Origin of the sequence: Corallococcus sp. AS-1-6 (genome assembly GCF_020037015.1) — a bacterium.
Classification (GTDB): Bacteria; Myxococcota; Myxococcia; order Myxococcales; family Myxococcaceae; genus Corallococcus.
The window spans coordinates 103,399-128,260 of record NZ_JAIQDE010000002.1; the positions used below are offsets into that span (position 1 = coordinate 103,399).

The 24,862-nt window shown below is 70.1% G+C and carries 16 protein-coding genes and 1 other RNA gene; 11 read left to right on the plus strand and 6 right to left on the minus strand.

Features of this window, described 5'->3' with window-relative positions:
* The first annotated feature begins 39 nt into the window (after positions 1–39).
* Positions 40–4,632 carry a response regulator gene (locus K8612_RS03275; RefSeq protein ID WP_223761227.1) on the plus strand — a complete coding sequence of 1,531 codons (4,593 nt, stop codon included), beginning with the start codon at positions 40–42 and terminating at the stop codon, positions 4,630–4,632.
* Between the two features lie 91 nt (positions 4,633–4,723).
* On the opposite strand, the gene K8612_RS03280 is transcribed toward K8612_RS03275, so the two are convergent.
* Positions 4,724–4,951 (minus strand): hypothetical protein, encoded by a 228-nt coding sequence (locus K8612_RS03280; protein ID WP_206792830.1) that lies wholly within the window; start codon positions 4,949–4,951, stop codon positions 4,724–4,726.
* A gap of 190 nt (positions 4,952–5,141) precedes the next feature.
* On the opposite strand from K8612_RS03280, the gene K8612_RS03285 reads away from it, so the two are divergent.
* From K8612_RS03285 to K8612_RS03310, 6 genes are all read left to right on the plus strand, one after another.
* Entirely contained in the window at positions 5,142–6,083 is a 942-nt protein-coding gene (locus tag K8612_RS03285) for a MoxR family ATPase (RefSeq protein WP_223742245.1), read from the plus strand.
* A 122-nt stretch (positions 6,084–6,205) separates the two neighbouring features.
* The gene (locus tag K8612_RS03290) at positions 6,206–7,156 is read left to right on the plus strand and encodes a branched-chain amino acid transaminase (RefSeq protein ID WP_223761228.1); all 951 of its coding nucleotides are present in this window, start codon (positions 6,206–6,208) and stop codon (positions 7,154–7,156) included.
* 59 nt (positions 7,157–7,215) lie between these two features.
* Entirely contained in the window at positions 7,216–8,553 is a 1,338-nt protein-coding gene (locus K8612_RS03295; protein WP_223761229.1) for an AAA family ATPase, read from the plus strand.
* A gap of 120 nt (positions 8,554–8,673) precedes the next feature.
* Complete coding sequence (locus K8612_RS03300; protein ID WP_171413429.1) at positions 8,674–9,513, plus strand: Fic family protein; 840 nt, start codon at positions 8,674–8,676, stop codon at positions 9,511–9,513.
* Between the two features lie 192 nt (positions 9,514–9,705).
* Entirely contained in the window at positions 9,706–10,827 is a 1,122-nt protein-coding gene (locus K8612_RS03305) for a bifunctional oligoribonuclease/PAP phosphatase NrnA (protein WP_223761230.1), read from the plus strand.
* Complete coding sequence (locus K8612_RS03310; RefSeq protein ID WP_223761231.1) at positions 10,824–11,969, plus strand: cysteine desulfurase family protein; 1,146 nt, start codon at positions 10,824–10,826, stop codon at positions 11,967–11,969. Before K8612_RS03305 ends, K8612_RS03310 begins: the two co-directional genes overlap by 4 nt.
* Positions 11,970–11,991: 22 nt before the next feature.
* Here K8612_RS03310 and K8612_RS03315 read toward each other — a convergent pair whose 3' ends face one another.
* The 3 genes from K8612_RS03315 to K8612_RS03325 form a co-directional block, all read right to left on the minus strand.
* Complete coding sequence (locus tag K8612_RS03315) at positions 11,992–12,168, minus strand: hypothetical protein (protein ID WP_223742249.1); 177 nt, start codon at positions 12,166–12,168, stop codon at positions 11,992–11,994.
* 108 nt (positions 12,169–12,276) lie between these two features.
* Positions 12,277–13,188, minus strand: coding sequence for a serine/threonine-protein kinase (locus K8612_RS03320; protein WP_255671364.1), 912 nt, complete (start codon positions 13,186–13,188; stop codon positions 12,277–12,279).
* A 77-nt stretch (positions 13,189–13,265) separates the two neighbouring features.
* Entirely contained in the window at positions 13,266–14,261 is a 996-nt protein-coding gene (locus K8612_RS03325; RefSeq protein ID WP_223761232.1) for a hypothetical protein, read from the minus strand.
* 159 nt (positions 14,262–14,420) lie between these two features.
* Here K8612_RS03325 and ssrS point away from each other — a divergent pair.
* The 3 genes from ssrS to tyrS all read left to right on the plus strand — a co-directional run bounded on the left by ssrS (position 14,421) and on the right by tyrS (position 16,641).
* A non-coding RNA gene (ssrS, locus tag K8612_RS03330) (6S RNA) lies at positions 14,421–14,613 on the plus strand.
* Between the two features lie 19 nt (positions 14,614–14,632).
* Positions 14,633–15,262 carry a 5-formyltetrahydrofolate cyclo-ligase gene (locus tag K8612_RS03335; RefSeq protein WP_223742252.1) on the plus strand — a complete coding sequence of 210 codons (630 nt, stop codon included), beginning with the start codon at positions 14,633–14,635 and terminating at the stop codon, positions 15,260–15,262.
* 116 nt (positions 15,263–15,378) lie between these two features.
* Complete coding sequence (gene tyrS, locus K8612_RS03340; protein WP_223742253.1) at positions 15,379–16,641, plus strand: tyrosine--tRNA ligase; 1,263 nt, start codon at positions 15,379–15,381, stop codon at positions 16,639–16,641.
* A gap of 26 nt (positions 16,642–16,667) precedes the next feature.
* Here the strand turns inward: tyrS and K8612_RS03345 are convergent, their stop codons facing one another.
* Positions 16,668–17,492 carry an SDR family oxidoreductase gene (locus K8612_RS03345; RefSeq protein ID WP_223761233.1) on the minus strand — a complete coding sequence of 275 codons (825 nt, stop codon included), beginning with the start codon at positions 17,490–17,492 and terminating at the stop codon, positions 16,668–16,670.
* Between the two features lie 86 nt (positions 17,493–17,578).
* Here K8612_RS03345 and K8612_RS03350 point away from each other — a divergent pair, with 86 nt between their 5' ends.
* Entirely contained in the window at positions 17,579–18,742 is a 1,164-nt protein-coding gene (locus K8612_RS03350; protein WP_223761234.1) for an EndoU domain-containing protein, read from the plus strand.
* 48 nt (positions 18,743–18,790) lie between these two features.
* Here the strand turns inward: K8612_RS03350 and K8612_RS03355 are convergent, their stop codons facing one another.
* Positions 18,791–24,856, minus strand: coding sequence for an MG2 domain-containing protein (locus K8612_RS03355; protein ID WP_223761235.1), 6,066 nt, complete (start codon positions 24,854–24,856; stop codon positions 18,791–18,793).
* Positions 24,857–24,862: the final 6 nt, after the last annotated feature.

Genomic DNA, 24,862 nt, shown 5'->3' on the forward strand with positions numbered 1-24,862 from the left:
GGCGGTTTTCACTGCACTTTTTGCTGGGTGAAGGGCTTCATGGAGCGTCGCGTCCTCATCGTCGAAAGCCAGAACGACTTCGCACTCAGCATGGCCTCCGTGCTCAAGAGCGCGGGCTACAACACGGCCATGGCCACCACTGCGTCAGACGCGCAGCGGGAGCTGGAGAAGCGCCGACCCGACCTCGTCGTCGTGCGCGCGGAGCTGCCGGACCAGTCCGGCTTCGCCCTCTGTGGGCAGATCAAGAAGGGCAAGTGGGGCCAGAACCTGAAGGTCCTCCTGCTCTCCTCCGACTCCGGTGTGGAGGGTCTGAACAAACACCGTGAGACGCCGGCCGCCGCGGACGGCTACCTCGTCATCCCGTTCGAGATGGGCGAGCTGGCCTCCATGAGCGCGGGCATCGTGCCGCCCGGCTCCGACGAGTCCGACGCGGACCTGGACGCCGCGCTCTCCGGCCAGCCGCGTGAAGCCCCGCCGCCCATGCCCGGCGTGCGCACGGGCGCCCCGCCCAAGCTGCCCAAGCGCGAGCGCCGCAGCGCCATGACGGATGAGGACAAGGCCTTCATGGACCGGGCCTTCTCGTCCATCGCGGACCGCAAGGCGGAGCTGCTGGCGGAGTCGCGTCAGCTCAAGCGCCCGCCCCCGCGCCGCGAGCTGATGGGCACGCCCGAGGGCAAGATTCAAATCCTCCGGGACGAGCTGAAGACGCGTGAAGCCCAGCTCGCGCGCCTGTCGGAGATCTGGAGCGTCCGCGAGCGCGAGCTGCTCTCCGTCGAGGACCGCCTCCACGAGAAGGACGTGGAGCTGCAGGGCCTGAAGATGCAGGTGGACGACCTGCTGCGGCGCTTCAACGACGCGCAGCAGTCCATCGTCCAGAAGGAGCGCGAGCACGGCGCCACCGTCGACGACCTGCTCCTCCAGAAGTTCTCCTCGGAGAAGGACCTCATCGAGGTCGTCGCCTCCAAGGAGAAGGACATCAACGTCCTGCGCAAGGAGGTCAACCTCCGCGACGAGGAGCTGGCCCGGCGCGGCGCGGACCTGGAGAGCTGGCGCAACGAGTTCGACAAGCTGGAGAAGCACCTCGGCGTCGTCACGCTGGAGTTCGAGGTCAAGGAGCAGAAGCTCCAGGACACCGTCCGCGCCAACGAGGCGGACATCCTCCAGTTGCGCGAGCGCGGCGATCAGTTCGAGTCCGAGCTGGCCCGCACCGTCAGCGAGCGCGACCAGCGCTACGCCGAGCTGGACGGCGAGCTGCAGGCCCTCCAGGAGCGGCTGACCCAGACGGAGCAGGAGCGCGACGCCACCGTGCGCGGCCTGGAGGCCCGGGCCACCACGGCGGAGGAGCACGCCAGCCGCTCGGACGCGGAGATTGAGCGCCTCAACGCCGAGCGCGCCGCCCTGGAGCAGCGCCTCACGCAGCAGGTGGCGGACCTGGAGTCCGACATCGCGCGCGTCACCGGCGAGCGCGACCAGCTCCGGCTGGACAAGGACGCCCTGGAGGCGGACCTCACGCAGCGCCTGGAGGAGCGGGACGCGAAGATCTCCGCGCTCGACCGCGAGCTGCAGGAGACCATCGCCCGCAACGAGAACAGCGAGGCGGAGCTCAACGCCACCATCCAGCAGCACCGCGAGCGCATCGGTGAGCTGGAAGGCGAAGTCGAGGCCGTCAAGACGCACCTGGAGGACCGCGAGAACGAGCTGACCGCGGAGCTCCAGGCGCTGCAGCAGGCCAAGGACGCGCTGGAGCAGGACCTCACCAGCCAGTTGGAGGACCTGCGCGCGGCGAAGGACGCCCTGGAGGCGGACCTCAACGGCCAGATTCAAGCGCTCACCGAGCAGCTCGACGCGTCCCAGCGCCAGGGCGAGCAGCTCTCCGCGCGCGTGGCCTCGCTCGAGGACACCGTCGCCCAGCGCGACGGCACCATCGAGGGCCTGCAGACCGACGTCTCCGACCGCGACGCCCGCATCGCCGAGCTGACCGGCAACCTGGAGGCCACGAGCCAGCAGCTCTCCGAGACGCAGAACACGCTCTCCAGCACGGAGGCCACGCTCGCGGAGACGCGCGGCGAGCTGGAGGCGACGAGCCAGCAGCTCTCCGAGACGCAGGGCACGCTCTCCAACACGGAGGCCACCCTCTCCGAGACGCGCGGCGAGCTGGAGGCCACCAGCCAGCAGCTCTCCGAGACGCAGACGCGCCTGGCGCAGACGGAGGAGACGCTCTCCACCACGCGCGGCGAGCTGGAGGCCACCAGCCAGACGCTGGCCACCACCGAGTCCACGCTCGCCCAGACGCAGGACACGCTGGCGCGCACGGAGGCCACGCTCTCCGAGACGCAGGCGACGCTCTCCAGCACCGAGGGCACGCTCGCGGAGACGCGCGGCGAGCTGGAGGCCACCAGCCAGACCCTGGCGGACACCCAGTCCAAGCTCGCGCAGACGGAGGAGACGCTCTCCACCACGAGCGGTGAGCTGGAGGCCACCAGCCAGAGCCTCTCCGACACGCAGGCCACGCTCACCAGCACGGAGGGCACGCTCGCGGAGACCCGCGGCGAGCTGGAGGCCACCAGCCAGACGCTGACGGAAACGCAGGCCAGGCTCGCGCAGACGGAAGGGACGCTCGCGTCCACCCAGGGCGAGCTGGAGGCCACCAGCCAGACGCTGGCCACCACCGAGTCCACGCTCGCCCAGACGCAGGACACGCTGGCGCGCACGGAGGCCACGCTCTCCGAGACGCAGGCGACGCTCTCCAGCACCGAGGGCACGCTGGCGGAGACGCGCGGTGAGCTGGAGGCCACCAGCCAGACGTTGACGCAGACCCAGGAGACCCTGGAGTCGACGCGCGCCGACCTGGCGAAGGTCACCTCGCACCGCGACGAGCTGGACGCGGAGCTCAACGAGACGCGCGACATCCTCCAGGAGACCAACGGCCTCCTCGCCCGCACCACCGAGGAGCGCGACGCGCGCATCGCGGAGCTGGCGGCGCTCAACACGGCGAAGGACGCGCTGGAGCAGGACCTCACCGGCCAGATTGGCCAGTTGCGCGCGGACCTGTCGGAGACGCAGGGGCTCTACGACGCGGAGCGCACCGCCCACGCGGCGCTCGCGGAGGAGACCACCGCGCGCATCAACGCCCTCACCGGCGAGCGCGACAACCTGTTCGCGGAGCTGAACGCCACCTCGCGGCAGTTGGCCGACACGCAGGGCCAGCTCGCCAGCACCCAGGACGCGCTCGCCCGCGAGGAGCAGGCCCACGCGCAGTCCCGCGAGGCCGCCGCCAGCGCCCAGGCGGAGCTCACGCGCCAGCTCACCGAGGCCCAGGCCAACGGCGAGGACCTGGCCGAGCAGCTCATCGTCACCAAGCACGAGCTGGGCACGCGCGTGTCGGAAGTCACGCAACTGTCCTCCACGCTCGCGCAGACGGAGGACGCGCGGCACCACCTGGAGGACCGCCTCCAGACGCTCACCCACGAGTCGCAGCGCCGTGAGGAGCTCCTCCAGAACGAGGTCGACACCAAGGGCAAGGAGCTGTCGGACACGCTCCGCAAGCTCACGCACGTGACGCAGGAGAAGATGCGTCAGGCGGAGGTGCTCAACCGCGAGGTCTCCACCCGCACGGAGCAGGTGAAGCAACTGGAAGGCCAGTTGGAGCACCAGGCCGCCGAGGCGAAGAAGCAGGCGGACGCGCTCCACCAGCAGCTCTCCAACGTCTCCGGCGAGCTGGACGGCGCGCGCAAGGCCATCGCGGACCGCGACGGACAGCTCCAGCAGGCCGCGAACCAGCAGAAGAAGCTCACCAGCGAGCGCGACGGGCTGGCCGGACAGCTCCAGCAGGCCCAGGCCCAGGCCCAACAGCAGGCCCAGCAGGCGCAGGCCGCCGCCGCCGAGGCGAAGAAGCAGTCGGACGACCTGGCCGCGAAGCTCGCCAAGGCCGAGCAGCGCATCGCCCAGCTCGCCCAGGAGGCCCAGAAGTTCGCCGCCGACACGGAGGCGAAGCTCAAGGACGCCCAGGCCCAGTTGCAGGCCCGCACCAAGAAGGCCCAGGACCTGGAGCTGGCGCTGGAGAACGCCCAGAGCACCCGCGCCCGCGCGGAGAAGGACCTCAACGCCCGCGTCGCCGCGGCGGAGACCAAGGCCAACGAGGCGGCCGCCAGGCTCGCCACGGCGCAGAAGGAGCGCAAGGACCTGGAGGCCCGTCAGGCCAAGGAGCTGGAGGACCTCAACGCCAAGCAGAAGGCGGAGCTCGAGCGCCGCGAGGCCATCAAGGCCCAGGAGGTCGCCCGCCTCCAGACGTCCGTCCAGGAGAAGAGCAAGGCGCTCAAGGTCGCCGAGCTGGAGCTGGCCCGCTACAAGACCAAGGCCCCCGCCGCGGCCGCCGCCCCCGCCGCGAAGGCCGGCGCCAAGGCCCCCGAGGACGAGCACCTGGCCGCCACCGTCCAGGCCAACCCGGTCATCCCGGCAGCCGCCAAGCCTCCGGCCAAGGCCGCCGCAAAGCCGGCCGCGAAGAAGGCGGCGCCCACCCCCGTCCCCGTGGACGAGGAGGCCCCGGAGCGCACCATGGTGATGCAGTTGCCCACCGCCCCCGAAGCCGGTGAGGACGACTGGACGGCGCTCGTCGACGAGCTCGACAAGTAGCCTTCCCCTCCGCTGGAAACGACAAGGGCCCGCGCACTCCCTGGAGTGCCGGGCCCTTCGTCCATCTCAAGACCGTCCCCGCGCCGAGCGGTTACAGCGCCGTGGCCGCCTTCGCCTCACGGATGAGGTCCCGGAAGTGCAGCGCGCCCACCACGTCCCGCACCACGGACACCGGACGGCCCTCTTCCCGGGCCTGCGCCTGCGCCACCCGCCAGCGCTCCAACAACGTCCGCGTCGCGATGTACGCCAGCACGAGGGGGAAGCCCCCCGGCATCACCACCACCAGCACCGCCATCGCCAGCTTCAGCCACGCCCACATGACCCGCGACCTCGTCGTCCTGAGATACGCCCACTTGGATGCACGGTGCGTGCCCAGGGTGCGAAAATAATTACGCACCCTGATTCCGCAGGGTTACGGCTCCCACGGCCCTCAAGAGTGCGGACGGCGCCCCCACAACCCTGGCATTTTTGCCGCAGTGGGGACGGAACCGTCGGTTAAGTTGACGCGCGTGAGCCCCCCTCAACTGACCTCGGAGATCCGCTCGTTCACCAGCGTGGAGGACGCGGCGCGTCGCCTGGAGGCGGTGGGCTACCTGTCGTCCCCTGAAATCGCCACCGCCGTGTTCCTGGCGGACCGGATGGGCAAGCCCATCCTGGTGGAGGGCCCGGCCGGCGTGGGCAAGACGGAGCTGGCCAAGGCCCTGGCCCAGGCGCTGGACCGGACCTTCCTCCGGCTCCAGTGCTACGAGGGCCTGGACGAGGCCAAGGCCCTCTACGAGTGGGAGTACGCCAAGCAACTGCTCTACACGCAGTTGCTCAAGGACAAGATTGGCGAGCTGACCCAGGGCACGTCCACGCTGGCGGAGGCCGCGGACCGGCTCGCGTCCGGGGACGCGGTGTTCTTCTCCGAACGCTTCCTGCTCCCCCGCCCCATCCTCCAGGCCCAGCTCTCGGACACGCCCGCCCTGCTGCTGGTGGACGAAATCGACAAGGCGGATCCGGAGTTCGAGGCCTTCCTGCTGGAGGTCCTGTCTGACAACGCCGTCACGGTGCCGGAGCTGGGCACCATCCGGGCGAAGCACATCCCGCGCGTCATCCTCACCAGCAACAACGCCCGCGAGCTGTCGGACGCGCTCAAGCGCCGCTGCCTGCACCTGCACATCGACTTCCCGGACCGCGAGCGCGAGCTGCGAATCGTCCGGGCGCGCCTCCCGGAGCTCCCCCAGGTGCTGGCCGAGCAGGTGGTGGAGGCCGTCGCCGCCATCCGCGCGCTGGACTTGAAGAAGGCCCCGTCCATCAGCGAGACGCTGGACTGGGCGCAGAGCCTGGCGCTGCTCAACGCGGAAGCGCTCAGCGCGGACGTCGTCGCCGCCACGCTCAACCTCGTCCTCAAATACGAGGGCGACATCGAGAAGGCCCGCGCCAACCTGCCCACCATCGCCCAGGCCTGACGCAGGGCGCTGCGAGGGAAGGACCGTGGAACGCCGATCGTTGGCGTTTCACGCTTTGCGTCCCCAGGGTGCCTGGGTACAAGGCCCAAGCCGTCCCACCCTAGCCCGAGAGGAACTTCCCGATGAGCTCGACCTCATCCACCGTGCTGCGCGCCGAACACATCTGGCTCGATGGGAAGCTGATGAAATGGGACGAGGGCAACGTGCACGTGATGACGCACGCCCTCCACTACGGCCTCGGCGTCTTCGAGGGCATCCGCGCCTACAAGACCCACGATGGCCGGCTCGCCGTCTTCCGCCTGCGCGAGCACATCCGCCGCCTGCTCGACTCCGCGCACATCATCATGCTGCAGATGCCCTACACCGAGGACGAGCTGGTGGAGGCCACGCTGGAGCTGTTGCGCAAGCAGAAGGCGCAGTTCGCCAACGGGGCCTACCTGCGCCCGGTCGCCTTCATGGGCGACGGCGCCATGGGCCTGGGCGCGGTGAACCCCACCCGCGTGGGCATCACCGCCTGGGACTGGGGCGCGTACCTGGGCGACAAGGGCATCAAGGAAGGCATCCGCGCCAAGGTCAGCTCCTTCACGCGCAACCACGTGAACGTGAACATGGTGCGCGGGAAGATCACCGGCCAGTACGTGAACTCCATCCTCGCCAAGCGCGAGGCGGTGCTCGCCGGCTACGACGAGGCCATCCTCCTGGACATCAGCGGCTTCGTCGCCGAGGCCTCCGGCGAGAACATCTTCATGGTGAACAAGAAGGGCGTCATCAAGACCCCGCCCCTCTCCTCCCCCGTGCTGGACGGCATCACCCGCGACACGGTGCTGAAGCTCTTGCGCGACGCCGGCCACACCACCATCGAGGAGGTCACCGTCACCCGTGACGCCCTCTACATCGCCAACGAGGTCTTCTTCACCGGCACCGCCGCGGAGATCACCCCCGTGCGCGAGGTGGACAACCGGCAGATTGGCGACGGCAAGCCCGGCCCCATCAGCAAGTTCGTCCAGGACATGTACTTCCGCGTCGTGCGGGGCCAGGAAGCCCGCTATGCGGACTGGCTGACCTACGTTTGAGGACAGTCCGCGGACGCGAAGTCCCGGCGGCCGGGGGAATCGGGTAGAACCCGTACCCGATGCCTCCCGCCGGCTACGCGTACGAAGACAATCCCTTCAAGCTGGAGAACCCGTCCGTCCTCGACATCGCTCCGGGTGAGCCGAAGTCGCTGGAGGACACGGGCCTGAGGATGGGTCTGCTCGCGGACCTGGGCCTCAAGTTCCTCTACTACGCCGGCACCGGCACGGGCGTGGCCATCGCCGAAAGCATGTGCCTGCCCTGGTCCGGCGTGGTGGAGCACGTGGTGGATTTCCTCGCCGCGGAGAAGCTCGTGGACCTGCGCGGCGGCAAGGGCTTTGGCCGCGCGTCCGTGGAGTTCGCCCTCACGGAGAAGGGCCGCGAGTACGCGCGCGACGCCCTCACCCGCTCCACCTACGTGGGCCCGGCCCCCGTGCCCATCGAGCAGTACAACGCGCTCATCAGCAGCCAGACGGAGGAGACGCCCGTCGTGGGCCAGGAGGACCTGGTCGCCGCCCTGGGGCACCTCACCGTCTCCGCGGAGCTGATGGACAAGCTGGGCCCGGCGGTGAACTCCGGCCGCTCCCTCTTCCTCTACGGCCCGCCGGGCAACGGCAAGACGAGCCTGGCGGAGGCGATCTCCCACATGTTCGGCGGCGAGGTCTTCGTCCCGCACTGCCTGGAAATCGACAACCAGATCATCAAGGTCTTCGACCGCATCATCCACACGCCCGTGTCGCTGGAGGCGGGCCGCGACGCCAACGGCCGCCGGCAGACCTTCGAAATGGACAAGCGCTGGTCGCTCTGCCGGCGCCCCGCGGTGGTGGTGGGCGGCGAGCTGACGCTGGAGACGTTGGACCTCATCTACTCGGAAAGCACCCGCTTCTACGAGGCGCCGTTCCAGGTGAAGGCCAACGGCGGCATGCTCCTCATCGACGATTTCGGCCGCCAGAAGGTCCACCCCACGGACCTGCTCAACCGGTGGATCGTCCCCCTGGAGAAGCGGGTGGACTTCCTCACCCTGCACACCGGCAAGAAGTTCGAGATTCCGTTCGATCAGCTCCTCGTCTTCTCCACCAACCTGGACCCCAAGGAGCTGGTGGACGAGGCCTTCCTGCGCCGCATCAAGTACAAGATCGAAGTGGGCAACCCGGATGAGGAGTCCTACCGGGAGATCTTCCGCCGGGTGTGCGAAGCGGCGGGCATCCCCTACGTGGACCAGGCCATCACCTACCTGGTGGAGCACTACTACAAGCCGCGCAGCATGGAGATGCGCTCCTGCCACCCCCGCGACCTCGTGTCGCTCATCCGGGACGCCGCCCGATACCGGCAAATCCCGCCAGCCCTTTCAAAAGATCTGCTGGACCAGGCCTGCGAGGTGTTCCTGGTGAATCTGTAGTCAGGTTTTATTTGTTCCAACCGCGCGGAATTTCTAGACTCTACGTGCCGTTGTACCTCCCGGCGCAGCCTCTGGGAACCAGCGCCCGGGGCGGGCCGGGGCGAGAAGGAGCCGCAGTCCGTGAAGGAACGCTACCAGGACATCGACGAGAAGAACGAGCAGCTGCGCGAGTACCTTGAGATCTACAAGGGCAAGCCGCCTGCGCGTGAGTACCTCGACCGCTTCGAGATGTCGTGGATCTACCACGACGCCGCGCTCGAAGGCGTCGTGTACACGCACCAGGAGCTGATGGCCGCGCTCTTCCCGGAGCGCACCGCGGCCGAAGCCTCCATGATCCCGGTGGTGCTGGAGATCCGCAACCACAAGGCCGTGGCGGACTACATCCGCGAGGAGGCGGCGGGCGCGAAGAAGCAGTCCGCGCTCACGCTCACCACCATCAAGCGGATGCACGACCTCTTCCTGGGCAACACGCCGGAAGCGCTGGCCGAGCGTGCGCGCATGGAGCGCCGCGAGCGCACGGAGAAGGAGCTGGCCAAGGAGCGCGACCGCGCGGGGCTGCGCAAGGACATGCCCCTGCACCGCACCTACTTCCACGACATCACCCAGCCCGCGAAGATCCAGGCCCGGCTGGAGAAGCTCGTGGACCACACCGCCAGCGCGGAGTTCCGCGAGTTCCACCCCATCAAGCAGGCGGCGGTGGTGCAGCACGAGTTCCTGCAGATCTTCCCCTTCACCGAGCACAGCGGGAAGGTGGGGCGCATGTGCAGCAACCTCATCCTGCTGCGCAACGGCTACATGCCCGCGGTCATCCACTCCATCGACCGGCAGCGCTACTACGAGTCCTTCCGCGCGCCCGTGGCCACGTTCCGCACGGTGCTGATGGACGCCATGGAGAACTCGCTGGACAACGGCGTGAAGTACTTCCGCGACCTCGGCCGCAAGTACAAGACGGTGGAGTAGCGCGGTCCGGGGCGGCGTGCTCCCGGAGGACTGGCGAGAAGGCAGGCGTCCCGCCCGTCCTCCGCCGCGGCGTGAAGAACGCGCGGCACGTCGACACCATTGGGGTGTTGGAAACACCCTTTCCGGAACGTTACGGGGAGAACATCCGACTTCTCGAATCCCTGTGCCGGAGGAAGTAAAAGAAGAGTCCCCATGCCTGTCACCCCATCCCTCCAAAGCCGCCGCGCCCAGTTGCCTGCCGGGAGCGAGCTCACGGAGCCTCCGCCAGCGCGGTTGGCCAAGCTGCCCGCCACCGACAAGCTGGCCCGCCTGCTCCAGGTGGCCAAGGGGCACCGCCGGGCACTCATCCTCACGCACGACAACCCGGACCCGGACTCCATGGCGGCGGCGGTGTCGCTCGCCCACCTGCTGGAGCGCAAGGCCGGCATCGAGGCCCACGTGGGCTACGGCGGCATCATCGGCCGGGCGGAGAACGTCGCCTTCGTGCGCGTGCTGCGGCTGCCGGTGTCGCACGTGTCGCAGATCGACTTCAGCCAGTACGACCTCTTCGGTCTGGTGGACACGCAGCCGCCGGTGAGGAACCACTCGCTGCCGGCGCGCTACCGCGCGGACCTGGTGGTGGACCACCACCCGCTGCGCGAGGAGAGCCTGCTGGCCCCCTTCGCGGACGTGGGCGGCGACTTCGGCGCCACCTCCACCATGCTGGTGGAGTACCTGCGGGCCGCCCGGCTGGAGCCGTCCGTGGAGATCGCCACCGCGCTCTTCTACGGCATCAAGGCGGACACGCGGGACCTGGGCCGTGAGACGACCCAGACGGACGTGGACAGCTACCTGTGGCTGTTCCCCCGCTGTGACAAGCAGCTCCTGGGACAGATTGAGCACCCGGAGCTGCCGGCGCGCTTCTTCCAGCTCTTCCACACGTCCATCGAGAAGGCGAAGGTCTACGGCACCGCCATCATCACCGACCTGGAGGAGGTCTACTCCCCGGACCTGGTGGCGGAGGTCGCCGAGCGGATGATGTACCTGGAGGGGATGAAGTGGTCCCTGGCGTACGGGACGTTCCGCAACCAGCTCTTCCTGAGCCTGCGGGTGAAGGACCGGCGCATGAACGCGGGCCGCCTCATCCGCGAGCTGTGCGAGGACCTGGGCGGCTCGTCCGGCGGCCACGGCAGCATGGCTGGCGCGCGGCTGCCCCTGTCCGGCAGCGCGAACAAGCGCAAGGCGCTCAAGCGCGAGGTGGTGTCGCGCTTCCTCGAAGCCTTTGGTGTCTCCGAGGAGCGGCCGGTGTCGCTGCTGTCCGCGCAGGACACGTGATCTACTGGGACCACAACGCCGCCGCGCCGGTGCGCGCGGAGGTGGGCGCCCTGCTCGCCCGCGCCTTCACACAAGGAGGCTTCGGCAACGCGTCCAGCGTGCACGGCGGCGGGCGCGAGGCCCGGGCCCGGCTGGACGCGGCGCGAGCGAAGGTGGCGCGCGTCCTGGGCTGCGAGCCGAAGGAGATCACCTTCACCGCGTCGGGCAGCGAGGCGGACGCGCTCGCGCTGGTGGGAGCGTACGCGGCCCGCCCGGTGAAGGACCGCCGCCGCGTGGTGTCCACCACGGTGGAGCACCCGTCCGCGCTGGGCGGGCTCACGCAGTTGGAGAAGGACGGCGCCCAGGTGGTGCGGCTGTCCCCCGACGCCAACGGCCGTGTCCCGCTGGAGGCCGTGCTGGAGGCGCTCACGCCGGACACCGCGCTGTGTTCGCTGATGTGGGCCAACAACGAGACGGGCGTGCTGCAGCCGGTGGCGGAGGCCGCGCGCGCGTGCCGTCAACGAGGCATCCTCTTCCACACGGACGCCGTGCAGGCCGCGGGCAAGGTGCCGCTCACCTTGCGCGAAGTGGACGCGGACCTCCTCTCCCTCTCCGCGCACAAGTTCGGAGGCCCCCAGGGCGTGGGCGTGCTGGTGGTGCGCAAGGGCGTGGACGTGCGGGCGCTGACGCCCGGGCACCAGGAGGGAGGCCGGCGCGGAGGCACGCAGAACGTGCCCTACGCCGAGGCCCTGGCCCTGGCCCTGGAGCTGGCCACCGAGGAGCAGCCCGGCACCGCCGCGAGGGTCGCCGCCCTGCGCGACACCTTCGAGGAGCAGGTGCTCCAGCGGCTGCCCGGCGTCACGGTGAACGGCGCGGGCGCGCCCCGGGTGCCCAACACCAGCAACCTGCGCTTCGACGGCGTGGAGGGGGAAGCGCTGCTGATGGCGCTGGACCTGGAGGACATCCGCGTCTCGTCGGGAGCGGCCTGCGCGTCCGGCACGCTGTCCCCGTCCCACGTGCTGCGCGCCATGGGCCTCTCCCCCGCCGACGCGCGCGCGAGCCTGCGCTTCAGCCTGGGCCCCGGCACCACCGGCACGGAGGTCGCTCGCGTCGTGGACGCGCTGTGCACGCACGTGCCCCGGGTGCGCGCGCTCGGAGGCTGAGGCCCGCGCCGCGCGGGGCCGCTCACCACTTCTGGTCGGGCAGGTTCTTCTCGCGGACCTCCGGGTCGGGCTGTCCGTAGCCGGGCATCCCCTCCTTGGCCTCGTCGGGCTTGGGCGGAAGCCGCTCGTCGCCGTGCCGCGTCTCGCGGGTGGGCTGCTGCTGCTCGGGCTGCTGCTGCTGCTTTCGCTCGGTCGCCATGAATTCCTCCCGGTGCGTGTTCGCGGGAGGAAAGGTCATCATCCGGGGCAGGCGCCGCAGCGGGCCCCACCGGCTGGGGGCCCACACGCCAGGGCCCTGACTGCCCGGCTACCCGTTGTCGTCGGAGGGGCCGTTGGACGGCGAGCTGCGGTACGCGGGCATCTCGTCCGTGGTGCCGAACAGGCCGCGCACCACCGCCGCGATGGCCAGCGGCGTCCCCACGCGCTCGTCGAAGTGCGGCGACAGCGCCTTCGCGTACTCCTCCGCGGACGGGAAGCGGTCCTCGGGGTTCTCCGCGAACGCGCGCGCCAGCACGTCGTCCAGCGCCTGCGGGATGTCCGGACGCACCGAGCGCAGGAGCCGGTACTTGCGCGACAGGATGCCCGCGAAGACCTCCTCCGGCGTCGTGCCCACGAAGGGCCGGCCCAGCGTGAGCAGCTCGTAGAGCACCACGCTCGCGGCCCACAGGTCCGCCTCCGGCGTCACGGCGCCCTGCAGCGACTCCGGGGACAGGTAGTACGGCTTGCCCAGCACCTCGCCGCCCTGGAGCTTGCCGTCCACCAGCACGCGCGACACGCCGAAGTCGCCCAGCTTGATCTCCCCCACGCGGGAGATGAACAGGTTGGACGGGGACACGTCGCAGTGGACGATGCCCAGCGGCTTGCCGTCCGGGCCGGTGGCGGTGTGCGCGTACGCGAGCGCCTCCAGCAGCACCTTCGCCAGGTACACCGCGAAGTCGACGGGGAGCGGAATCCCGCGCGCCTTGCAGCGGCGCAGGATGTGGCCCAGGTCGCGCCCGTCCACCAGGTCCATCACCAGGAAGGACACGTCGTCCAGCATCCCGGCGTCCAGCACCTTCACGATGTTCGGGTGGTCCAACTGGCGGGACAACTGCGCCTCGCGGCGGAAGAGGTCCACCGACGCCGGGTCGCGGGTGAGCGCGGGCAACAGCCGCTTGAGCGCCACGGTCCAGCCTTCATGGGGACCGGAGCGCACGCGCGCGCGGTACACCTCGGCCATACCGCCCTTGCCCAGGAGCGATTGGATTTCGTAGTTGCCGAAGACGCGGATGGGCTTCGACACGGGAGTCGGCGCGTTCACGGGCTGGAGCTTCCAGCTCCTTGTGGATCACGGCCCTGGACCCGCTGCTTGCGACCGCGGGCCTGCTTCACCAGCGCCTCGTACAACGTTCCCTCATTGGCGAACTGCTGGAGCTCGCGCTCCACCAGCGCGTTGCCCTCCGGAGGAGACCAGCCTTCCTGCAGCGCCCGCTTCAGCGCGGCCTGGGCGAACGCGGACTCCTGCGCGGCCCGCTTCACGCACGCGGTCCAGAAGAAGGCCTCCGCCCGCGCCGCGCCGCTGCCCACGCTGCGCGCCTGATCCAGGTACTTGAGCGCCTCCGGCTGCTGCTTGCGCAGGTGGTACGCCACGCCCATGCCCGTCAGCGCCCAGGCGTTGTTCTTCTCCTTCTCCTGGGACAGCACCAACTGGAACTGCTGCGACGCCCCGAAGGGGTTGTTGGGCAGCAGCGACTGCCCCAGCTTCAGGGTGGCCGCCACGTCCAGGGGCTCCAGCCGGCGCTGCGCCGCCACCTGCGCGGCCCCACCGGACGGCGGAGGAGGCACGGGCGCCTGCACCTGGCGCTGCTCGGGGGCCTGCGCCGTCGCCGGCGTCAGCGCCGCGCCCTGCTCCGTCGCGCGGAGCACCAGCATCCGGTTCTTGGGCAGCGCCGGGGACTCGCAGTCGTCCTCCAGCTTCACCACGCCGCCCAGCGCCCGCTCCTCCACGTTGTAGACGAGCATCACCGGGAAGCTGCGGGACGGGGTGCAGGTGTCCCCCGTCTGACAGAGCGTGAGCTCCCCCAGGAAGACGTTTCCCTGGAAGTCCCCCGTCAATATCGGCTCGGCGGCCGGGCGCTGGCAGGGCCCCCCGGCCGGCGCCGTGCCGACCAGGTGCTCCCCGTCCGAGCGCAACTCGATGGGGCCGAAGGCATCTGCCTGATAGGTACTGTTGAGCTGCGGACCCGCCCAGGCGAATCCGGAGGCGAGGCAGGCTACCGCCGCGAGAGCCAATGTTGGGGTCGGGAGCGACATGTCGGGGACCCGGGCATCATAGAAGTCCACGGGGCGGCTTGTAAACGCGCGAGGACGGCTTGACCGCACGCTTCTCCATCCTTATCATTTTCCCAGAACGCCCTGGGATTTTCCCAGTAATTCTAAGGACTTGCAGCACGATTTGAGTGGTAAAAGGTCTGTTCCCTGCGGGGTGCGTGATGCCCAGCAGAAATTCGAACCGATACGTCCATTCCGGGGTCCGTTTCGGTCGCCATGTGCAAGCCCTCCCCCTTCACGGGGGATGAGGGAAGCCTGCGGTGACATGATTTCGGTCCCCACCTGGCTTCTAAGGGTTCAATGGACGCTGGACACACGGCTCGGCGGGGGACTCTTTCTTTGGAGCGGCGGCGGTGAGCGAGACGGCGGTGGATACGGCGGCGGCGGCGGAGAAGAAGGTAACGCTTCGTGAGGAACTGACGGCGCGCCGCAAGGCGATGACCAACGACCTCATCGACGAGCGGGGCCTCAAGGTCCAGTCTCGATTCCTGGCATCGCCCTATTACGACAAGGCGCGGACGGTGGCGCTCTACGCCCCCATCCGGGGCGAAGTGCCCACCCGGGACATCCTCATCGCGGCGTTGCAGGACGAGAAGATCGTCTGCTACCCGCTGTCCCACGTGCACGGGCGCATCCTGGCCTTCCGGGCCATCAAGTCGGAGAGCGAACTGGAGCCGGGGCGCCTGGGCGTCCGCGAGCCCACGAACTCCTCGGACCTGATTCCGGTGGATCAGATCGACCTGTTCGTGGTGCCCGGACTGGGCTTCAGCCCGGACGGCAAGCGGCTGGGGCGCGGCGGTGGCTACTACGACGCCACCCTGAAGGCGGCCAGCCCGCGCAGCCGCCGCGTGGGGCTCGCGTTCAACGACCAGATCGTCCAGGCGCTGCCCACCACGAGCGACGACGTGGACATGGACCAGATCGTCACGGAGAGCCAGACGCTGCGCGGCCTCTACCGCAGCTTCGACTTCCTGGACACCTGAAGACACCTGACGGCCCCCGAGCCGTAGGACGACAGTCAGGGTGACAGCCACGGGTGGGGCGGACACGGAAGTCCCGCCCTGCCCGTCGCCTTTTTTGGGCTAGTGTCCGCGGCGCCATGAACCCGGACGCACTGCGCAAGGCAACCCCCGAAGAGCAGTTCGAAGAAGTCACTCGCGGCACCGTGGACCTCCACGTGCCGGAGGACCTGAAGAAGAAGCTCCAGCGCTCGTATGACAAGGGCAAGCCCCTCATCATCAAGGCGGGCTTCGACCCCAGCCGTCCCGACCTGCACCTGGGCCACACGCTGCTGCTCACGCGCATGCGGCGCTTCCAGGAGTTCGGCCACACGGTGGTCTTCCTCATCGGTGACTTCACCGCGCTCATCGGGGACCCGTCCGGCAAGAACGCCGCCCGGCCTCCGCTCACGCGCGAGCAGGTGAAGGTCAACTCGGAGACGTACAAGCAGCAGGTCTTCAAGGTCCTGGACCCGGACAAGACGGTGGTGAAGTTCAACTCGGAGTGGCTCGACGCGCTGGGCACCGAGGGGATGATCCGCCTGGCCGCGCGCTACTCCGTGCAGCGCATGCTCGAGCGCGACGACTTCAAGAAGCGCTACCGGGAGAACACCTCCATCGCCATCCACGAGTTCCTCTACCCGCTCCTGCAGGGCTACGACTCCGTGGCGCTGAAGGCGGACGTGGAGCTGGGCGCGACGGATCAGCTCTTCAACCTGCTCGTCGGCCGCCAGTTGATGAAGGAAGAGGGCATGGAGCCGCAGGTCATCATGACCGGCCCCATCCTGGAGGGCCTGGACGCGAAGCTGGTGGACGGCGTCATCACCGGCAACAAGATGTCCAAGAGCCTGGACAACTACGTGGGCATCGACGAGCCGGCGGACAGCATCTTCGGCAAGTTGATGAGCATCACGGACGACCTGATGTGGCGGTACTACAAGCTGCTCTCCGCCATGCCGCTCAAGCAGGTGCTGGAGCTGGAGGAGCAGACGAAGTCCGGCGCGGCGCACCCCAAGGCCGCGAAGGTCGCCTTCGCGCAGGAGATGGCCGCGCGCTTCCAGGGTGAGGAGGCCGGCCGCAAGGCGGCGGAGGACTTCGAGAAGCGCTTCGCCAAGAAGGAGCTGTCCACGGAGGACCTGCCGCTCGTGGAGGTGTCGCTTGGCGGCGCGGAGAAGCTGCTCGTCACCAAGCTGCTGCCGGAGACGAAGTTCGTCGCCTCCGCCACCGAGGCGCGCAAGATGATGGGCCAGGGCGGCGTGAAGGTGAACGGTGAGAAGGTCACCGACCCCAAGGCGGAGCTGGGGGCCGGCGAGTACACCGTGCAGGTGGGCAAGCTGAAGGTCACGCGGGTGAAGCTGTCCTGACGTGACGGACGCCGCCCGGGCCTGCTTCAGGGCGCGGGCGGCTCCTTCGGCAGCGCGCCTTCGTACAGCGCGGCCGAGCGCCCCATCATGAAGCCGTGGGGCAGCAGCTTCATCATCGCCGCGAGGAAGCGGTTGAGGACGCCGGGCACGCAGAGCTCGCGGCGGTGCACGAACGCCTCCACGGCGATGCGCGCGCAGGCCTCCGCGGACATGATGCCCACGTCGCCCGCCTTGAACTTCCGGTCCAGGCCGGACACCGACAGCATCTCCGTGGCGATGCCGCCGGGCGCGAAGACGGTGACGGACACGCCCGCCTTGCGCAGCTCGTAGGCCAGGCCCCGCCCGTAGCTGATGACGAACGACTTCGACGCGGCGTAGGCCGTCTGGTACGGCAGCGGCGCGAAGCCCGCGGTGCTGGCGACGAGCATCAGCGCCCCGCCCCCGCCCCGCTTCGCGAAGTGCGCGCCGAAGCGCTGGGACATGCGCACCACGCTGGTGATGTTGGTGGCGAGCAGCGCGTCGAAGGACTCGGGCTGCTGCTCCAGCGCGTGGCCGAAGTAGGTGACGCCCGCGTTGAGGATGACGCCGTCGACGGTGCGGCCGGACGTGGCGGTCTCGAAGACGCGCTCGGCGTCGCCGGGCTTCGTGAGGTCCGCGGAGAGGGGCAGCACCTGCACGCCGTGCGCGGACTCCAGCTCCGCCTTCAGCGCGGCGAGCCGGTCCTCGCGGCGGGCCACGGCGATGATGTGGGCGCCGTGCTCCTTCGCGAGCAGGCGGGCCATCTCCAGCCCCAGGCCGGACGACGCGCCGGTAATGAGCACCCAGCGGCCTCGGAAATTCATCGGTTTCATATCGGGCGCGTTTATTTCGCGGCGCGGCGCCGGGCGCAACCGGGGAACAGCGGGCTTGGGGCGCCCCTGTTAGAGTCCGGCCCACCATGCGCCTCTCCGGGTCGCTCGCCTGCTTCTTCCTGGCCCTCTCCACCGCCCCCGTCGCCTTCGCGGGGAGCGGCGTCTTCGTCACCGAAGAGGCCATGGACGCGGTGGACCAGCCCCAGTCCTCCAAGGTCGTCTTCTCCGTGCAGCCGGGCGTGTCCTATCCGCTCGTGAAGAAGGGCGGCCCCGACCGCGCGTGGTGCAAGCTCCAGGGGCCCGGGGCCGAGGGCTGGGTGCTCTGCGATGGCACGCCCACGGAGGCCGTCCAGAAGGCGCCGGACACGGACGCGCTCGTGCGCGCGGACCATGCGAACACGCGCCAGCAGCAGGTGTCGCGAGGCGGCGGGGCCCTCGCGGAGGCGAAGCCCATCGGGAGCGGAGCCGGTGCGGGTGCGCCCCCTGCGGAGCCGGACGACACGGAAGAGGTCACCGTGGCGGTGCGCGCACCGGCGAGTCGCGCCGCGGCTCCGGGCGACGCGGCGGCCTGCGCGAGCACGTGTGATCAACCGCCCCTCTTCGCCAAGGCCCCGGCGCTGTCCGCGCTGGACCGCGAGGTGCTGGACCTGTGCCCCGCGCGCCCCGACGCGAGCGTGAGCGCCGGGGACGTGCAGCGCTTCTTCGCGAAGCACTACGACGACGCGCGGGTGCAGCGCGCGCTGTCCGCGGCGGGGCGTCCCGGCTCGCGGCAGGCGAACATCGAATGGCTCACGAGCCTGTGGGTGAGCACCGGCCCGCGCAACGCGTTCACGCACGTCTTCTGCGGGGATGACTGGCAGCGCGGCCCGATTGGCGGCCTGCACTTCCTGCCCCGCTACGCGCAGCTCGAGGCGGAAGGCAAGGTCTGCTACCAGGGCCCGGCCCGGGGCGAGGACGCCGTGCGCGGCGAGCAGTACCTCATCCGCTTCAAGGGGCTGTCCCCGTGGTCCTGCGGCGTGAAGCGCACGGGCGGCTTCTCCACGTCGCAGGACGCGGTCTCCATCGCCGCCATCGGGACCCGGGCGTTCGCGCGCTGCTGTGCGCGCGGCGGGGCGAAGAAGGAGGGCGGCGTGTACTCGGCGCCGGACGTGGGCGGCGGCAACTGGCGCATCTGGTGCGGCACGCGCAACGGCACCTACGGCATCGCCACGCTGCACCCCACCGACGAAGCCGCCACCTGCGCGGAGTAGCAGCGGACCGGCGCCACGAAGGACGCCGGTCCCCTGCCCCGCCGGGGCCTACTGTGCCTTGTCCACGGTGAGCACCGCGCCCGTGGAGTAGGCGGTGAACTCCGGCGCGTACACGGACTGCACCGTCGCCGGGCCCACGCGGAACGTCCCCGCCATGTTCGCGCGCAGCCGGTACTTGAAGGTGTACTCACCGGCCGGCAGCGACTCGAAGAAGAAGTTCGTCCCCGAGTCGCGCGTCTCCTCGTACCAGACGATGCCCAGGTCCCACTTGTGGCGGGACTGCGCGTTCTCCGGCTCCAGGCCCGCGGCGCGGGGGTCCCTCAGGTGCACGTACTCGGCGGCGTGCTTCGTGCGCAGCGACAACTGCACCTCCACCTCGTCGCCGGGCCGCAGCCTCGCGCCGTCCGACAGGGGGCGCAGCAGCGTCTGGTTGCCTTCGCGGAGGCGCACGAAGTAGCGGCGCGACACCTGGAAGAAGTCGCCGCGCTCCTCCTTGGGAAGCTGCTCCGTGGAGAAGTGCCACGTGGCGGACGCGATGGCGAAGCCCGGCGTCGTCTTCTCCACCACCGTGGTCGCCGTGCTCGCGTTCACCTCCGGGCCGGGGACGACGATCTGGTTCTTCTTCCCCGTGTACACGTCCGGCGAGAAGCTCAGGGCCACCGCCTTGGAGCCCACCGTCACCTTCAGCTCCTCGCGCGCGGCCAGCGAGCCCTCCGCCTCCATGTAGTTCACCAGCGCGTAGAGCGCCTCCGCCGTGGCGCGGGTGGACTTCCAGTGGTTCACCTTCTTGTCGAGCAGCAGGTACTGCACCAGGCCCGCGCGGCGGGGGTCCTTCGGGCGCAGCTCCGACAGCGTGCGCAGCGCGAAGGCGTGCGTCTCCGTGGAGTCGTTGTACCAGAGCCAGCCGCGGTCCTCCGGCGCCCAGTACGTGCCCAGGTCCTGTGACGTCTTCGCGGAGTCCATCACGCTGTCCCAGACCTTCTGCGCGTCCTTCGTGCGCTTCGACCGGTTCAGCGTGAGCGCCAGGTACCCCTTGAGGTACGGCGAGTGTTGCTTCCAGTGCTTGAAGGAGAACTCGAGCATCCGCTGCCGCTCGGCCGCGGTGAGCGCCTCGCCCGTGTAGCGCGCGTCCGGGTACGCGGACGCCACGAAGTTGAGGAACGTGAGGAACTCCCAGCCCAGGTCCTTCTTCATCAGCCGGTTCGCGTAGTCGTCCCGGAAGTGCTTCGCCAGGTAGCCCCACGCGGGCTCCGTCATGGAGGGCGACACCTCCACGCCGTGCTCCATGGCGCGCGACAGGCCGTGCAGGATGTAGAGCGTCATGTACGGCGACGACGGGCCGCCCGGCCACCAGGGGAAGCCGCCGTCCGCGTTCTGTGCCTTGCGCAGCTTCTGCTGCGACGACATGCGCTGGGCCTGGGCCACCTTCGGATCCAGCACGCGCAGGAGCGCCTCGTCGTTGCCCGTCCCGCCCTTCGCCTCGTTGAGCCAGGGCGTCTCCTCCAGCGCCATCTTCCGGTTGGGGTCCGCGTCGTCGAAGGTCTCGAAGCGCGTGGTCCGCTGGCTCAGGTCCTTCGCCACCTTCGCCACGGCCGGATACTTGTCGAAGAGGCTGGAGACGATGCCCGTGGACACGAAGCGGTTGAGGGTCTGCTCCGTGCACTCATAGGGGTAGTCCACCAGGTACGGCAGCGCCTGGAGCACGGAGTAGAAGAGCTGCGCGTCCACCGTCACGACGAGCTGCTCGTTCACGCGGGTGGGGTCGTCCGACTTCTTCAGGTCCTCGAACGTCAGCGTCCGGCGGTCCTGGTTGTTCAGCATGGCGAAGCGCGACTGCGACAGGTGCATGCGGCCGGGCAGCACCGGCAGGGGCCGCAGCTCGCCGTCGCTGAACGCGCCCGTCTTCGCGACCACGCGGAAGGCCACCGGCCCCACCCGCGCGAGCGTGGTGATGGGGAAGCGCAGGTGCGTGCCCTTCCCCGCCGCCACCGTGAAGGCCTGAGAGGCCGTCTTCACGCCGAAGTCCGCGAGCAGGCTCTTCTGCGTGTCCGGATCCACGATGTCGAGCGTGAGCTGGCCCTGCTGCGGCTGGGTCCCCGCGTTGTTCACCACGACCTCCAGCTCCGCGCGGTCGCCCTCGCGCAGGAAGCGCGGCAGGTAGGGGCGCACCATCAGCTCCTTCACGCTGCGGGTGGCGCGCTGCGTGGAGCCCCCGCGCAGATCCCGCGTGAGCGCGTGCACCCAGACGTCCCACGCCGTCACCGAGTCCGGCACCGTGAACTCCAGCACCGCGGCCCCGTCCGGCCCGGTGAGCAGTTGCGGAATCCAGAACGCCGTCTCCGCGAAGTTCGAGCGCAGCGGCTCCTCCGACCCTTCCCCCGGCTCCGGTGCGCCGGGCGCCCCCTTGATGATCTGGATGATCTCACGCCGCTTCTGCTCCAGCACCCGGCCCTCCTTCGGCGCGGAGGCCATGGACGGCGCGGGCGCGGGCGGAGGAGGTGGCGGCGCGGCGTCCGCCTCCGGCTGGATGCCTCCGGGCTTCGCGGCCGTGGCGCGCATGCGGCGGCCCACTCCGCCGTAGTAGTTGCGGTAGCCCGGACCGCCCAGCCCGTAGCCCTCCCCGAACCTCAGCGTGTCGGCGCTGAGGTCCGGCGCGTCGGGTCCGTCCCGGACCAGATCGTCGGAGAGCCAGTCCGCGCCGAAGACACCACCGGACGCCCGGATGTCCACGTAGACGGTCTGCTGCGGATACAACTGCGCCACCTGCGGCGGCGTGTGCGGGCCGAAGACGTTCAGCGACTGATCGTACATGTACGCGAGCAGCTCCGCGGCCCCCGCCTCCAGCTTCGCGCCCTGGGGCCCCTTCACCGTCACGCGGAAGGTCTCCTTCGCGCCGGGCCGCAGCGTGTCCCGGAACGTGGCGAACTCCAGGCTCAGCTCCTTGTCGTCGAAGGGCACGGCCACCGTCTGCTGGAAGCTCAGCGACTGCCAGTCGCGCACCATCGTGAGCACCACCGTGAAGCCGCCGCGCAGGGACTCCGTCACCGGCAGCTCCACCACCGCGCGCCCCTGCCCCGCCGTCAACTGGCGGTGCTCGACGCGCTGGCGCCCCTGGTACACGTCCAGCATCAGCGGCTGGCCCTCGAAGCCGGAGGCCACCATCAGCCGGGCCACCTCGCCCACGCGCACGGAGGCGCGCTCCGCCGCCAGCACCGCGGGCAGCCCCGCCGGAGCCCGGGCTCCCGCCACCACGAAGTCCCGCTGCGCGGTGGCCTTCTGACCAAACGGATCCGTCGTCTCGTAGCGCAGGCGGTACGCCCCCGCGCGCAGCGCTGGCAGCTTCACGGTGGCCACCCCGTCCGCGCCATGCGTCACCGCCGCCTGCGCCACCTCCGCGCCGTCGTCCCAGCGCTGCAGCGTCTGCTCCACGTCGTAGCTCGTGTCCCAGCGCGCCTTGAGCGAATCCCCCGGCGTGGGGGAGGTCTCCTTGAGCGACTGCGCGTCCGCGTCCAGGGGCTTGGGCCTGTCCACCGGGACCTCCGACGGCATCAGCGGCCGGCCCGGAGCCTTCAGGGCGATGAGCCGCCAGCGGCCCGGTCCGGCCTGCGGCGCGCCATCCAGGTTCGAGCGGACGAGCCGCACCTCCGACGGGAAGTCCTCGCGGACGAAGCCCACGTCGGAGTCCACGCGGCCCTCCACCGACACGAAGCCCAGGCGGAAGGCGCGGGTCGCGGAGCGCGTCTCACCGCCCTCGTCCGTCAAGTCCGCCTCCACGCGGTAGCGCCACGACATGCCCTGCGCCTTCGCGAGCCGCTCGTCCGCCTCCGGGGTGAACGCCACGGTGAAGCCGCCGTCCTCCCCCACCGTGGCCGTCCCGGAGGCCACCAGGTCCGTGGTGGCCGGGATGCGCTCCCAGAACCACCAGCGCGGCAGCACCGGCTCGCGCGACACGCGCCACTTCACCGCGCCGCGCGTCACCGGCAGGCCGAAGTAGTAGCGGGCCTCGCCCTTGAACGTCGCGCGCCGGTTGAGCCGCAGGGCCTCCGGCGCGTCCTTCAGCGTCACCTCGAAGGTGGGCCGCTTGTACTCCTCCACTCGCACGTTCGCGTAGCCGTTGGGGCGGGTGCGCACCGTCCACTGGCCCAGCGGCCGCCCCGAGGGGATGTCGAACTCACCCGCCACCGACCCGAACGTGTTGGTGCGGGCCTCGCGCTTGGACACCTCCTGGCCGTTGGGGTCCACGAGCGTCACCGTCACCGGCGAGTCCGGCAGGACGCGGTAGCGCTTCGACGCCACCTCCGGACGGTAGGCCACCACCTTCCACAGCAGCTTCTGCATGGGACGGTAGACGGCGCGGTCCGTGTAGATGAGCGTCTGGTCATCCAGGGACGGCTCATGGGCGGAGGACAGGTACATCGACCCCGGGACCACCATCACGCCCTTGCCCCGGCCCACCACCAACTGCATGTCCTCGTAGCGGTTGGCGTCCGAGCCCGTGACCAGCAGGTCGCCGTTCGCGTCCGTGCGGCGGCTGGTGACCCCGAAGCGGCGGGTGCGGTAGTCCGACGTCACCAGCCGCACCTCCACGTTCGCGGCGCCCGCCCCCGTGGCCCCGTCCACCACGTGGACCTCCGCCTGGTTGGGGTTCGCCTTGCGCACCGTCACCGCCCAGGGCGACACGGACATCGGCAGGGAGAGGATCCGGCTGTTCTTCTTCGAGAAGTCCTCGCGCGTGGACAGGGCGATGACGTACGCGCCCGGCTTGAGCGCGGGCGGGGTCACGAACGTCTGGTGCCGCTGGAAGTCCGGCGTGGGCGGCAGCGCCGTGCTCCACGCGGCGTCCGGCTTGCGCGACGCCACCATGCGCAGCATCTCCGCGGTGGAGGGGAACAGCGACAGGTCCTCGTCGGGCTTCGCGAGCCGCGCCTCCACGTCCAGCGCGTACGCCCGGAAGTACACCGTGCCCACGTTGCGGTGGCCCACCAGGATGGAGCGCTTGCCCGGCCCGTCCACCTGCATCCCGGTCGCGTACAGCTCCGGCGCCTCCAGGCTCCCCACCAGCGCCGCGCACTGCATGCCGCCCACCGACTTCGGCCACGCCTCCGCGCCGGCCTTCGCCAGGGCATGCGCGGTGATGGCGCGGCCCGCCTGCTGCTCCAGCGCCGCCAGTTCGAACTGCCCCTTGGACCACCACGGCACGTCCCGGAAGCCCTTCAGGTGCGCGGCCAGGTGCTCACGGATGCGCCGCTTGTCCGCGGCCTCGGTGAACGACACCTCCATCGCCGCGTAGCGCCGCAGCCGCGCCTCCAGCGCCGCCTCGCGCCGGCCCGCCGCCAGGTGCCACGCCTCCAGGTCCCCCAGCACCGCCGCCACCTTCAGCAGCGGATGCACGGACGGGTCCTTCAGCTCCACCTTCGGCGTGCCCTCCAGCAGCGCGCCCAGGTCCAGCCGGTACACGCCCTGCTCCTGCTCCGGGCGCCACAGGTCCGTGTCGTCCAGCGAGTCCACCCACAGGTACGTCACCGCGTCGCGCACCGTGGAGCGGATGCCGTCCGGATACGTGTTGGGCTGGATGTACTCGGACAGCCCCTTCACGGGCTCCGTGCCGAACTTCTGCCGCGACTCCCAGACGGCGGCGTACGTGCGCTGGATCTCCGCTGAAAGCTGATCCTTCGTCCACGCCTTCAGGTCCACCGGCCCGGAGGACACCACCTGCTCGCGCTGGCCAATCTCATAGCTGTACGACTGCTGGTAGTTCGCGAGCACCGCCGCGTAGAACAGGTGGAGCGTGGCCTGCTGCCGCAGCCCCTCCGGCCAGGGCTGTTCACGCAGGAAGCGCACCGCCGTCTCATAGCCATGCAGCCGCGTGCGCAGTTGCACCGTGCGCACCAGCGCGCGCGTCCACTCGTCGGCGTCACCCTGGGCCTTCGCCGCGGCGAGCCGGGCCTCGGCCCCCTGCGCGGCGGACTCCACCTTGTCGTCCTCGACGAGCGCGTCGATGGCCTTCCACGTCGGGGGCCCCTTCGCGGGGGCGGCCACGGACACGGAGGACAGCGCGAGGGACAGCAGACACAGGACGACGGCGGCGGGACGCGAGCGTGGTGGAGAAGCCATAGGGGC